Here is a 12549-nt window from a genome sequence, read left to right as displayed (position 1 = left end):
GGATCATGACACCCACCAGCAAGAACATGTCACCCGCAATCACGCACCAGCTCGTTACTGATCGTTTCAGAATGACGTTCGGAGGCGGCGCAAGCAGATGATGCTGCAGGCAAGTTGGAGCAGGCCGAGGTGGAGGTCGGCGCGTATCTCGTAGCGGGTCCGTAGCCGCTTGAACTGATGGAGCCAGGCGAAGGTCCGCTCCACCACCCAGCGGGTCTTTCCCAGGCCGGAGCCGTGGGCGGTGCCTCTGCGGGCGATCTTCGGTGTGATGCCGCGGGCCCGAAGGAGGCGTCGGTACGTGTCGTAGTCGTAGCCCCGGTCGGCGAACAGGCGCCTGGGCCGGTGACGGGGGCGGCCACGGGTCCCGCGGATGTGGGGGATCGTGTCCAGCAGCGGCATCAACTGTGTGACGTCATGCCGGTTTCCGCCGGTCAGGGACACCGCAAGAGGTGTCCCGTTCCGGTCGGTGATCAGGTGGTGCTTGCTTCCCGGACGGGCCCGGTCGACCGGCGAAGGTCCGGTGTGAGCCCCCCTTTGAGGGCCCGCACGTGTGAGCCGTCGACCGCCGCGTCGTCCATCTCCAGCAGTCCGGCCCGGCGCAAGTCGGCCAGCAGGACCTCGTGCAGACGCGGCCAGACGCCGGCCTCGGTCCAGTCCCGCAGCCGCCGCCAGGCCGTCACGCCGCTGCAGCCGATCCGCTCCGTAGGCACATCGGCCCAGCTCACACCCTTGCGCAGCACGTAGACGATGCCGCGCAGGGCAGCCCGGTCATCCACCGGCAACCGTCCCGGATACCGGCGCCGACGCGGCCGACGAGGAGGGAGCAACGGGGCCACACGGTCCCACAGATCATCAGGCACAAGATCATCCGACACCCGCAGAAGTCTGCCGTTGACTCAGCCCACAGCCAAACTCATTCTGAAATGATCAGTAAAGGATGGAGCGCAAAGGATGTCATCACCCTCGCCCCCTGCCTTCTCGTACTCATCGCCCTTATCACTTCAACCGGAAGCGACCAATAGCCCCCGGACGCGAGCCGTACGGGCAGGCATGCCGGCTGGCCGCGCGGCAACCGTGCGAACTGTGCATGCTATGAGCTGGAACACCGCGCTCCGCATAGATTGCGCAGGTGGCAGGCGATCAGCAGGGCCTGTCACAGCTCGCGGCATTCCGGCGGCGGGACCTCACCCGGGAGCGCCTCGGGACAGGGATCGCTGTGTGCGGTATGACCAATGCACTCTCCCGGATGACAGCCCCCCCCCCCCCCAGACCGGGCGGGCCGCAACCGCGCACCGGTAGCAAGAGCCCATGCTCTCGAAGCTCGCAGCCCTCGCCGCTGTCCTCCTGGTCCTCCCCCTCTCCCCCGCATCCGCCGCCGCGCAGCACGCGCGCGCGGAGCACCTGCCGCTGGCCGCAGCCGTCCACCTGCTGCCCACCGCGGCCGAATCCCGTGAGGGCTACCGTCGCACCAGTTTCAAGCACTGGGTCGATGCCGATCGCGACTCCTGCCACACCCGCTCCGAGGTGCTGATCTCCGAATCCCGGGTGCAGCCCACCATCGAGGCCGGCTGCAAGGTGACGGCAGGTGAGTGGCATTCCTACTACGACGGCCTCGTCCTCACCGCGCCGGGCGGCCTGGACATCGACCACATGGTGCCCCTGGCCGAGGTCTGGGACTCCGGCGCCCACGCCTGGACGGCGAAGCGGCGCGAGGCCTACGCCAACGACCTCGATGCCGAGCGCTCCCTGGTGGCTGTCACCGCCCGCAGCAACCGCAGCAAGGCCGACCAGGACCCCGCCGACTGGCAGCCCCCGCTCGCCGATGCCCGCTGCACCTACGCCGCCGACTGGGTGTCCACCAAGCTGCGCTGGCAGCTCGCCGTCGACGAGCGTGAGCACGCCGCCCTGGCCGAACTGGCCGAAGGCTGCGGGCAGGAGAGCGTCGACTACCAGGTCGCGCCGTAACTGCTACCCCACCCCGCTCCGGCCAGGGCCTGCCCGCCCGCACTTCGCCAGCAGGACGACCGTCAGCGTGAGCACCGGCTTCCGCCGCTGATCACAGCGGTCGGAGCCGGGCCCTTCATGCGACTGCCCGTCCCCGGCGTCTGAGCTGCCGGGGACGGGCGATTGCATGAGACGGAGCAGCCGGGTGCGCCAGCTCAGCCGCGGGTCCCGGCGAGTTCCTCGACCTGATGGGCGAGGCGGGAGTCGGGGCGCTGGACCCGAAATCCCCATTCTTCGACTTCGCCGACCTCGAGCCGCCGCACCGCTTCACACAGGGCCCGGGTGGGGCGGCGCGGGGGCCTCTGGTGGCGTGCGAGGGGGGTGAGGTGGTGGATGTCGGTGTCCAGGGCGATGATCTGGTGGGCCCAGTGATCGGCGTCGCGCAGCTCGCCGCGGCCGAGGTGGAACAGGTGCAGGCAGTAGGCGGCGGTGGCGTTTCCGGCGCCGGCGGCGAACTGCCACCACCACTGTGCGCCGTCGCTGATGTCGGCGAGGGAGAGCAGGCAGGCGAAGTGCAGCGCGCCGTCCACGTCGGCGGGCTCTTTGGCGAACGTGGCCAGGTGTGCGGCGGTGTCGTCGCTGTAGAGGAGTTCGCTGGCCAGGGCCTGCAGGTCGGTGTCGGCGCGGTCCTGGGTGGTGGGGAAGTGGTCCTCGGGGGCCGGTGGGGTGCCGAACATGAGGGTGGCGGTCACCTCGCGTGCGACTTCCTGCTTCAGGCTGGCGACGTCTTCGTCGGTGAACGGGTCCGGCAGGGCGGCCTGCGCCAAGATGTCGTGGATGCTGCGCGGCACGGTGTTGCTCCTTATTCTTTGTCGCCAGCCAAGATGTTCGGGCCGAGTTTGCTGGCGATGCGTTCACGGGCCGAACGCCGGTGGCCGCGGACGGTGTCGGGCCTGATACCCATGATGTGGGCGACGTGCTCGGTCGGGTAGCCCAGGACGTAGTGCAGTACGATCACGTCGTACTGGCGCTCGGGCAGGGCCGCTATCGCGGTGTAGAGGCCCAGCGGGGATTCGATGACCTTGAGCTGCTGGCGCATGGCTTCCAGGGTGGCCCGGGCCGTGCGCTGCATGATGGCGGCGCGTTTGCCCGGTCTGGCGCAGGGGCTGTGGCCCTGGGTGCTGGTGGTGATGCGGGCGTGCAGTTCCACGCGTTCCTTGAGGAGCCGCCAGGCGTACCCCTCGGGGCTTTCCTGGCGGAGCACGACCTCCCAGTTCAGCGCGAGGTGGGAGTAGCAGCGCCGGACCACGGTGATGGCGGCCGGTTTGTCGCCCAGCATGGTGTGGGCGTAGCGCAGGTGGGGGCGGGAGTACAGGTCGATGAAGGCTTCGAGCGCCGGCGGCATGACGTACTCGATGCCCTGCAGGGCGTTGAGGTCTTCGGCCGTGCTGAACGGGGTGAACGGCTCCCTGCTCCCTTCCGGCTGGCCGTAGGGCGAGGACTCGTTCTCCTCGGGTAGATCTTCGTGGGGCGAGAAGACGCTCATGAGTGTCCCTCCCCGTCACGGGCGGCCGTCGCGCCTGACGCCGGTGTGTGCGGCGAACTCTGCAGCAGCTCGCGCACACCGTCCCGCACTGCTGTACGCAGCACCAGATGCACCAGGTTGCGCACATCTAGCGCAAAAACACGCAGTGCGGTGACCCCCGCTACTACGGCGAGGAAATCGTCAACGGTCACAGGGGTCCTGTCTTTCAGTCTGCGGACAGCACCAACTGCCCTTCCCCGTGGGGCAGACCGTGCTGGAGGACACCGCTGCCCTCCCTCGCAGACTCTCCGATCCGGCCCCCCAAACGCGCATTACCCACGTGATCATTTTCTGACACAAGGTGATCAAACAGACAAGCACAGACCCCGGCCGCCACTCTGCGCAACCCGACTTAAACCCCGGGTGATCAGCGGAAAGAAGACCGACCACCCTTTTTGAGGGGTGCGACAGAATCGGACAACCGAATGACCACCCACCCGAATAAGTGACCCAGATCACATCATCAGTTGTTTGGTCACGGTCAGCGGCAGAGACACAAGCACCGCCCCGAAGGCACGGCAGCACCCCCGACACGAAACACCCGTCCCCGGCAACCGCACCACCGCAAACGGGCCGATGGCCGCTCCCGGCCGAGTCTGCCCGAGCTGCTGGAGCGCCGCGTCCGACCGGGCGCATGCGAACGCGAGAACGATAGAGCGGGTCGGCCGGTGACAGTCAATCCGCCCAGCAGACACACGGGCGGCAGGAAGGGGCTCATCGAAATCCGTTGACGCGCGCCCGTGCATGTCCAGGAGGCGGCGGGTGGCCGCCGGAACACCCCCGCATCGGCGGGGAGGACCGGCCAGGAGTCGCGGCACCGCCCCAGCCGGGCGGAACACCCCCGCATCGGCGGGGAGGACGTTCCCGGAGCGGCGATGACCGAGGTGTCCGGCGGAACACCCCCGCATCAGCGGGGAGGACCTCTTGAGCAGGGAGAGTGCCCTGCTCACGGTCGGAACACCCCCGCATCGGCGGGGAGGACAATCGGGTTCGCCGTACTGCCCGAGCCGCTCACGGAACACCCCCGCATCGGCGGGGAGGACCTGCTCACCGCGCTGGCCGGGATCATCTACCTCGGAACACCCCCGCATCGGCGGGGAGGACAATCGGGTTCGCCGTACTGCCCGAGCCGCTCACGGAACACCCCCGCATCGGCGGGGAGGACCTGCTCACCGCGCTGGCCGGGATCATCTACCTCGGAACACCCCCGCATCGGCGGGGAGGACCGGCGGGCGGCGGCCTTCTTGTCGTCCATGCGCGGAACACCCCCGCATCGGCGGGGAGGACGACGCGGCGTACGGGCCCTGGATCACCTCCACCGGAACACCCCCGCATCGGCGGGGAGGACCTGCTCCCCGCGCTGGCCGGGATCATCTACCTCGGAACCCCCCCGCATCGGCGGGGAGGACGACGCGGCGTCCGGGCCCTGGATCACCTCCAACGGAACACCCCCGCATCGGCAGGGAGGACGCTCTCGTCACCTACAACGCCACCGGAACCACCGGAACACCCCCGCATCGGCGGGGAGGACGGGCGTCTCGCTGGTCGTGTCGATGCAGCGCGCGGAACACCCCCGCATCGGCGGGGAGGACGCGGGAAGCTCGGGCGCGTCGAGCGCGCCGGGCGGAACACCCCCGCATCGGCGGGGAGGACTTGCCGAAGATCGTCTTGTTGTCGTAGCCGACCGGAACACCCCCGCATCGGCGGGGAGGACTCCACCTGCTCGGATGTCCACGGAGCGCGGATCGGAACACCCCCGCATCGGCGGGGAGGACCTCGGCCGGGCCGCGAGCCCGTGGACGAAGGGCGGAACATCCCCGCATCGGCGGGGAGGACGCCTTGAGGACATGCTCCATGGCGACCTGTTGCGGAACACCCCCGCATCGGCGGGGAGGACGTCATCGCCAGCATGACCGACGGCTTGGCCAACGGAACACCCCCGCATCGGCGGGGAGGACAGCTATTCGCGTCCGCACGGCGCCTCGGGGAGCGGAACACCCCCGCATCGGCGGGGAGGACGCGGAGTGCAGGCGCCGCTGTGTGCTCGTTGCCGGAACACCCCCGCATCGGCGGGGAGGACGTCGGCCCGCTCCTGTTCACGACGCGCGGCATCGGAACACCCCCGCATCGGCGGGGAGGACGACAGCGTGGCGGTGTCGGCCCCGTCGCCGGGCGGAACACCCCCGCATCGGCGGGGAGGACCCTTTCTGACCTGCACTTCAAGAGGGGGTTTGCATTTCCTTTACCTTCGGTGCAGCGGTCATACGGATCAGGGTAAGGCCATCGAAATCGACAGGGACCCGGCGGCGGGCTCCCGCGGTACGGATGGCGTAGCCCTGTTCCGTGGGGGCGGGGTGGACGAGGAGGGCTGCGCCGTTGCCCACGACTTCGGTGACGGTGTGCCAGAGTTCGTCGCGGACGCGGGCTGAGACGCTGCCAACGAAGATGCCGGGTACTACTTTGCTGGTCCATCGGCTGAGGGCGCCGCGTAGGTGGTCGGGGACCGCGGTGGTGGCGATGACGATCATGGAGGGCATCAGTTGCCTCCTTGGGCGTAGTTGACGCCTGCGGGGAGGGTTCCGGTTTTGGGGTCCCAGAGGTGGACCATGCGCACGTCACGTCGTTCGGAGTGTTCTTCGTCGGTGTCGTCGTCGGGTGTGCTCGTGTGGGGTGGGGTCAGGAGGAACTGGACGTCCTGGACGATGCGGGGCAGGAGGCGTAGGAGTCGGAGGTCTTCGCGGAAGCGGCGGCGTGCTTCTTGTTCGGGGTTGTCGGAGTTGTGGAGGGCGAAGGCGAGGGGGAGTGTGATCTCGGTTTTGTAGAGGTCGGCGATGTCGTAGACGAAGGCGTGCTGGGTGCCGGTGTGGACGTAGCCGAGGGCTGGGGAGAGTCCGAGGGCGAGCAGGGCGGCGTGGACGATGCCGTACAGGCAGGTGTTGGCGGCGGACAGGGCGAGGTTGACGGGGTCCTGGGTGTCCCATTGGTCGGGCCGGTAGTTGCGGCGGAAGCGTCCGATGCCGTGCTGTTGCGCGAGGATCTTGTAGAAGGCCTTCATGCGCTGGCCTTCCATGCCGCGGAGTTGGTCCAGGGTGACGGTTTGGGGTACGTCGGCGTCCTTGAAGCGCATCCGGTACATGCGGACGGCGACGTCGAGGCGGCGTGCCGGGTCGGCCCAGGTGGCGACCTGTTGTTCGAGCCAGTGGGTGGTGAGGGAGTCGGGGAGGATGCCCGCGTAGGCGCGGACGGCGCCGGCGCCGACGCAGACGACGCTGGTGCCGTGGCGGGCGAGGGTGGTCAGGGCCGGGGTGGTGACGGACACGCCCGGGCCCAGCAGCAGGCAGGACAGGGCGGCAGTGGGGATGTAGACGAGATCGGTGCGCTGTTCGCCGACCTGGATCTGCGCGCACACGCCGGTGTCGTCCTGCACCACACGGACCATGTCCAGGTAGAGGAAGGACAAGGAGTCCGCGACGCGGGGGAGCATGGCCAGGGTGGGGGCGGCCAGGCGCCTGCGCGCCTCACCACCCTGCCGTGACGCGCTCACGCGATTGTTGCGGGGGCAAGGCTGAGCAGGCCCGCGCCGTAGGGTTTGCCGCGTCCGATGCCGTGGATGACGGCGTCTTTGAGAGCGTCGGGGTCGGTGACGGTGGCGGTGCCGTCGTAGCGGAGCAGGCTGTGGCGCATGCGGGGGGCGTCTTTGCCGCGGGGGCGGGCCGGTTCCATGCTGGTGGGGGTCAGGATGCTGAGGTTGAGGCCGGCTTCGGTGGCTCGGCGGAGCCACCATTGGTCGGCGTCGGCGCCGGAGAGCGGCACGATCCGTCCTCGTGTGCCCTTTTCCTGGAGGGGGAGTCTTTCTCGCTTGGTGGGGTTGAGGACGATGCGGTAGCGGACGCCGAGGCCTTTGCGCAGGGCGGTGAACATCGGGGTGAGGCTTTTGATGTCGGCCTGGCCGTAGCCGGTGGGCAGGCGTGCGGGGTCGAGGTGGGTGGCCTGGACCAGGAGCGTGCTGAAGGTGTCGGTCTCTTCCAGGCGGTACAGCAGCCCGGCCTGCTGTCGGGGGGCGTCGCCGAGGTTGTCGGGAACCATCCGCATGACGGTGCGGTGCATCTGGGTGGCGTCGCGCAGGTCGTGCTGTACGTCGCGGCTGTGCAGGTTGAGGCGGATGCGTGCGATCACCGGGTGGTCATTCATGCGCTTTCCTCGAGGTGGGCGTAGTCGATCAGGCGCTGCATCAGGGTGTGCGGGGGGCCTGCCAGAAAGCGGGGCACGGGTACTTGGGTGCGGTGGAGGCGGCGGCCGGTGTGGCTGCGGCCGTGCTGGGCGAAGCTCACCGGCACGTCGTTGACGTCGATGACGTCGATGACGTCGATGACGTCGGCTGGCGCAGCCTCGCCGGGACTGTTGGTGGGTGGTGGCTGCTCGAGGAGGAATTCCACGGGGATCGTGTCGGTTTCCTGGCCGTCTTTTGGCCGCGGTGCGGTGCGGCTGAGCGGTACCCGGGTGCGGAGTTCTTCCTCGGGGTCGTCGACGTGGCGGCGCAGCAGGAACGGCTCGTCGGGGACGCAGGAGCGGCGGCCCAGGTAGGGCGCCCAGTGCGGGCGGGTCAGGGCGTCGGCGAGGCGCTCGATGGTCTCGTCGGCTGCGGTGACGGCGAGGACGAACACCGCGTCGGACAGGTAGTGGCGGCGGGTGATGACGGCGGCGCCTTTGTTGCTGCCGCCGCTGGTGGCGGCGGTGCGGTCCTTGGGGAGGCCGCCGCCGGCGGTGTGGTAGTCGACGAGGCGGATGCCCGGGCGGTCCACGCGCACGGTGAGCCGCAATTCTTGGTAGCGGTCCAGGTCTGCCTCGTCGCGGCCGATGCCCTCGGCGGCGGCGAACATGCCGATCAGTGCGGAGCGGGTCGGGAAGGGCGCGGTGTCGCGCACGGGGGTGAACGCGGAGCGTTCGCCCCAGGACTGCAGGGGGCCGGCCAGGCGCAGCAGGAGCCCGCTCACTGCTGGTCCTGCGCGGTGGGTACGGCGGCGTCGACGGCGGCGTCGATGAGCTGGTCGAAGGAGTTGTGGGCGGTGCCGAGCCCGGTGTGCTTCTCTTCGGGGTTGATGACGGTGTGGCCGTGGAAGCGGCGGTTGCGGCTGCCGGTGAGGCGGTTGAGGTTTTCGGCGTAGGCGTTGAGGGCCTGGCGGGAGGGGTGGGAGAAGCCGCCGTGCCGGTCGCCGGTGACGGGGGTTTCGAAGGCCGCGGCCAGGGAGAGGGGGCGGTGTGCGCGCACGGCGAGGTAGGCCAGGTCCGGGACGGTGTGCGGGGCGGTGCTGTTCTTCTTGGCCTGTGGCAGGGAGAGCAGGAAGTGTTCGGCGAAGGAGCTGAGGACGGTGCGGGCGGCCTTGGTGTCGCCGTCCAGGTTCTTCAGCAGGTCGGCGACGTTGACGGTCGCGTAGCGGTAGAAGACGCCGGCGCTGAACTCGGCGGTGTCGAGGTGGCCGCTGCCGGTCTCGGCTTTGCCCAGCCAGTCGTCGACGGCGGTGAAGTAGTCACGCTGCGGCTCGGCGGCGTGCGTGGTGAAGGCGTGGGCAACCTGGGCCGCCCCGTCCACGTTGGCGTCCGGGAGCTCGGCGAGCATGCGGCCCAACAGGCTGATGGAGGCGGTGCGCCGCTTGAGGATCTGCTCGATCTGCTGGGGCGGCAGGATTTGACCGGGCTTTTTCTTGCCCTGGGCCGCTTCCAGGGCGTGGCGGTGTTCGGTGCACACGGTGGCCAGTTCGTCGATGGCCGCCTCCGGCAGGAACAGCAGCACCGAGGTGTGGCCGGCCGATTCCGTGCCGATGCCCTTCTTCCCGGCGCTCGCGGCGACCTGTGCTCCGGCGAACGCGGCCAGCTCGGTGGGCCAGCCGGCGTCCTCCAGGGCGCGCTGCACCTTCGCCGGTACCAGGCGGGTGCGGGCGGCCTTTTCCCCGAGGTCCTGTTCGACGCCGAGGCGGATGGCCCGCTTCCAGGACTGGCTGGAGACCCGGATGCGGGGGGCGTTGCCGTAGCGCACCTGCTTGGGGGAGCCGAGGTCGTCACGGTTGAGGTTGGCGGCGGGCACCGACTGCAGGGCGCTGAGGTCCAGGTAGAGGGTCATCGGTCGTTCTCCTCGGCGGAATCGTTGGGGGCGGGGTCGGTGGTGTTGGCGGCGGTGCGGAAGTAGCTCTCCAGCCAGCGGGTGGCGATGCGGTCGCGGCTGCGGTTCCACCAGGCGAGGTCTTCCAGCAGGACCGCCCAGTCGATGGTGATGCCGCCGGCCAGGAGCTGGCGGATGAGGGCGGGCAGGCCCGGGTGGATGGCGTCGCTGCTCTGGCGGGCCATCAGGTGAAGGGCGCTTTCGGCGGAGTTCTCCTTCAGCACGCCCTTGGCGACGGCCTGGCCGAGCGAGGCGCCCAGGTTGGGCCGCTCGTACCAGGACACGGACGCGTCCTGGTCGGGTGTGGTGTCGCGGGCCGAGCGGGGACGTGCGGCGATCAGCGAGGCCACCGCGTAGTACGCCCGCCGGACATCGCCGTGGTGCTGGTCGTCGTGGTCGCGCAGCCACGGCACCAGGTAGCGGTGCAGGTAGGTGCACCGCTCCACCGGCAGCCCAAGTCCGCGCCGCAGGGCGGCACGGGCCTGTGTGGAGGCGCACAGCTGGTGCACGTAGGCGACGAACCGGTCCGAGACACGGACACTCGAGGAGGCCGGCGGGGCAGATGCCGCCGGCACGGAATCGGTCATGAGACATCCCTGATGCGGGGAAAGGGGGTGAGTGACAAAGGCGCCGGCCGTGTCGGCACCGGGTATAGCCCGATGCCGGTTCAGCCGGGTTGTGGGGTCAGTCGGGCGTGGGCGGTTGCAGCAGGGCGAGCAGGAGGCCGCGGGCGCGGTGACGGGCGCGCGCCACCCGGATGTCCGCGCGGTTGGCCTGGCCGATGGCCTCGTCCAGAGCGGCAAGGGCCGCGTCGACGAACGGCCTGTCCACCCGGCCTGTGGTGTGGCCGGGGTCGGTGAACTGCCAGAACTCTTTTTCCGCGGCCGGCCAGTACCGGGTCAGCGCGGCAGCAGCCCACGGGCCGGGCTTGCGGGCATCCAGCTTGGTCTTGGCCTTCGGCGAGAGGTCGACGCTGGTGTCGGTGGCGATCTTCCAGGCGATCCTCGCGGCGAACTCCAGGCGGTCACCGGTCTTCTCCGCGGCCGTGTGGCAGCGCTTGACGTGGTAGGCCATCTCCGCGTCGTTCTCCTCCTGCCACCGCAGGACCGCAGGAGTCGTCGCCCGGAACCAGACACTGTCCTTTTGCTGACCGTCCTGGTCGAAGCCGTAGGCACGCACCCGCAGCCGCGGCAGCAGCCACTTGGGCAGGTGCTCGAGCGCCGGGGGGCGCCGGGCGCCCTGGCGGCTGTCCTTCAGCAGCAGCGAGTCCAGATCCCGCCACAGGGCCCTGGCCCCGTCGGCCTCCCGGGGCTGGAAGTCACCGTCTCCGCGCCGGTCGAGGATCTGGTACGGATCCCGCACCCTCTGCGGCGGCTGGTGCGTGGCCCAGGTGAGGTAAGCATCGGTCACCGCCCGGCCGTCCTTGGACGGCACGAGCAGCGCGGCATGACGAAACCGGCCGGTCAGCATCCGGCCCGGCCACGTGATCGGCGGCAGAGCCGCAAGGGGATCGCGGAGGTCCTCCTCCCACGGGCACGCATCCTGCGTCTCCCAGTCGACCTCGGCCTGAGGGCTCGGCACGGCCAGCACCAGCGTGGTGAACAGCTCCGGCCCCCAGGCGAAGTAGGAGACGGACTTGCGCAGCGGGGCCGCGTCACCACTGCCCACCCGTACGTCGGTGATCCGGCGGGGCGTGCACTGCCCGGACGGCCCGTAGTACAACTGCGCGATCAGATGCCAGAGGGCCTGCGCGGCCGGTACCGGCACGGGCGCGGTGTCGGTGAAATGCCCGAACAGCACCGCCCCGTTGACTCCCGTGGGACGCCCCATCATCAGCTTGTTCACCCCGGAAGGGTTCGGCTCCCCCTTCGCGTCCACACACTCCACGCGCAGCCGCGGGTCCTGCAGGAACGGCCGCTCGGGATGGAACAGGTCGAAGCGGCCCGCCAGGTCCTCCCGGCCGAAGTAGGCCTCCACCGCGTCCGGGTCGAACCGTTCGGCCTTCAGGACACGCTCCCGCAGGTCGAACCAGTCCTCGATGTCCTCTGCGACATCCGGATCATCGAGCCGGTTCTCGCCGTCGGCGGCGATCCTCGCCGCGATCGACGCCAGGATCCGCATCAAACCCGCCGCTGCCGGCGGCACCGGGATCTCCACATCCTCGATCTCGTGCGCCCGCTTGAACAGCTCACACAAGCCCACGCACGCCGACTCCCCGGTCAGCAGACGTACCGCAATCCACGGCTCGACCCGCAGATCGAATCCCCCACCCACCGTCATCCCCTCCCACAAACTTGAGCCCCTGACGCACCGGCACGGCAAAGCCCCCCAGCAACACCGCCCTGGCATCGTCCGGGCATTCAAGCAGCCGCCACCGACAGCAGGGGCGTTTCCGCCGGATGCAGCACCAGTAGAGCACTCCCAGAAAACGCGTGCAGCTTTTTCCAGAAGGTTGAAGAGCAAGGAGGGTACGGGAGGGTGTCGGGACAGGAAGATCGACTTGCCCATGCTGTCCCGCGTGGGTTACAACCGTCGCCAACGCGCCGACTTCGCAAGGGTGTTGCTCGGCCTGACCATGAGGAGAACCATGCAGTCGGACCCTTCCGTCCCGTGGACTGCCGCGGCACCCTGGGTGCTGGTGGTGGCCGTCATTGTGATCGTGATCGGTATGCGCCCGGACCCGGCAACGGTCGGATCGTGCAGCGCTCTGCTGCTGGGGGCTGCTGAGGCGTACCGCCGCCTCTCCCGGTAACCTCCACGGGTGGCTCTCGGTGCTCTCCGAGGGCCGCTCCCCGCCGACGCGGGGGTGTTTCAGTCGAGGAGCAGGGAGGTTGCCTCATCCTTGCGCTCTCCCCGCCGACGT

Annotated in this window: 12 protein-coding genes and 1 CRISPR repeat array; of the genes, 2 read left to right on the top strand and 10 right to left on the bottom strand. The window is 69.6% G+C overall.

The annotated features are described in order from the left end of the window. Window positions 1–66: 66 nt before the first annotated feature. Window positions 67–875, bottom strand: a protein-coding gene (locus KM933_RS33010; protein WP_221359259.1) for an IS5 family transposase whose coding sequence is annotated in 2 segments (ribosomal slippage) — window positions 67–536 and window positions 536–875 — 810 coding nt in all. Because the reading frame shifts where the segments join, the coding sequence is not laid out codon by codon here. Between the two features lie 433 nt (window positions 876–1308). Here KM933_RS33010 and KM933_RS33005 point away from each other — a divergent pair. Further along, window positions 1309–1965, top strand: a complete 657-nt coding sequence (locus KM933_RS33005; protein ID WP_221359257.1) for an HNH endonuclease family protein — start codon at window positions 1309–1311, stop codon at window positions 1963–1965. Window positions 1966–2159: 194 nt separating this feature from the next. On the opposite strand, the gene KM933_RS33000 is transcribed toward KM933_RS33005, so the two are convergent. From KM933_RS33000 to casA, 9 genes are all read right to left on the bottom strand, one after another. Further along, window positions 2160–2795 carry a hypothetical protein gene (locus KM933_RS33000; RefSeq protein WP_221359255.1) on the bottom strand — a complete coding sequence of 212 codons (636 nt, stop codon included), beginning with the start codon at window positions 2793–2795 and terminating at the stop codon, window positions 2160–2162. An 11-nt stretch (window positions 2796–2806) separates the two neighbouring features. Continuing rightward, the gene (locus tag KM933_RS32995; protein WP_260334509.1) at window positions 2807–3490 is read right to left on the bottom strand and encodes a sigma-70 family RNA polymerase sigma factor; all 684 of its coding nucleotides are present in this window, start codon (window positions 3488–3490) and stop codon (window positions 2807–2809) included. Window positions 3491–4299: 809 nt separating this feature from the next. Continuing rightward, window positions 4300–5731: a CRISPR direct-repeat array (repeat unit 29 nt; unit sequence CGGAACACCCCCGCATCGGCGGGGAGGAC). A 17-nt stretch (window positions 5732–5748) separates the two neighbouring features. Beyond that, window positions 5749–6066 carry a type I-E CRISPR-associated endoribonuclease Cas2e gene (cas2e, locus tag KM933_RS32990; RefSeq protein WP_221359253.1) on the bottom strand — a complete coding sequence of 106 codons (318 nt, stop codon included), beginning with the start codon at window positions 6064–6066 and terminating at the stop codon, window positions 5749–5751. Further along, window positions 6066–7013 carry a type I-E CRISPR-associated endonuclease Cas1e gene (cas1e, locus tag KM933_RS32985; RefSeq protein ID WP_221359268.1) on the bottom strand — a complete coding sequence of 316 codons (948 nt, stop codon included), beginning with the start codon at window positions 7011–7013 and terminating at the stop codon, window positions 6066–6068. Before cas1e ends, cas2e begins: the two co-directional genes overlap by 1 nt. Before the next feature lie 56 nt (window positions 7014–7069). Beyond that, window positions 7070–7720 carry a type I-E CRISPR-associated protein Cas6/Cse3/CasE gene (gene cas6e, locus KM933_RS32980; protein ID WP_221359251.1) on the bottom strand — a complete coding sequence of 217 codons (651 nt, stop codon included), beginning with the start codon at window positions 7718–7720 and terminating at the stop codon, window positions 7070–7072. Beyond that, on the bottom strand, window positions 7717–8523 hold the full coding sequence (gene cas5e / locus KM933_RS32975) for a type I-E CRISPR-associated protein Cas5/CasD (protein WP_221359249.1): 807 nt from the start codon (window positions 8521–8523) through the stop codon (window positions 7717–7719). The genes cas6e and cas5e overlap by 4 nt, the downstream gene beginning before the upstream one ends. Beyond that, window positions 8520–9647: a type I-E CRISPR-associated protein Cas7/Cse4/CasC gene (cas7e, locus tag KM933_RS32970; RefSeq protein WP_221359247.1), complete on the bottom strand. Its 1128-nt coding sequence runs from the start codon at window positions 9645–9647 to the stop codon at window positions 8520–8522. Before cas7e ends, cas5e begins: the two co-directional genes overlap by 4 nt. Continuing rightward, on the bottom strand, window positions 9644–10273 hold the full coding sequence (gene casB / locus KM933_RS32965) for a type I-E CRISPR-associated protein Cse2/CasB (protein WP_260334508.1): 630 nt from the start codon (window positions 10271–10273) through the stop codon (window positions 9644–9646). Before casB ends, cas7e begins: the two co-directional genes overlap by 4 nt. Before the next feature lie 97 nt (window positions 10274–10370). Continuing rightward, window positions 10371–11966 (bottom strand): type I-E CRISPR-associated protein Cse1/CasA, encoded by a 1596-nt coding sequence (gene casA, locus KM933_RS32960; RefSeq protein WP_221359245.1) that lies wholly within the window; start codon window positions 11964–11966, stop codon window positions 10371–10373. 307 nt (window positions 11967–12273) lie between these two features. Here casA and KM933_RS32955 point away from each other — a divergent pair, with 307 nt between their 5' ends. Then, window positions 12274–12438 (top strand): hypothetical protein, encoded by a 165-nt coding sequence (locus tag KM933_RS32955; RefSeq protein ID WP_221359243.1) that lies wholly within the window; start codon window positions 12274–12276, stop codon window positions 12436–12438. Window positions 12439–12549 lie beyond the last annotated feature (111 nt).

The sequence above is a fragment of the Streptomyces beigongshangae genome (assembly GCF_019710745.1).
Lineage (GTDB): Bacteria > Actinomycetota > Actinomycetes > Streptomycetales > Streptomycetaceae > Streptomyces > Streptomyces beigongshangae.
This window is presented reverse-complemented; position numbering and strand designations above follow the sequence as displayed.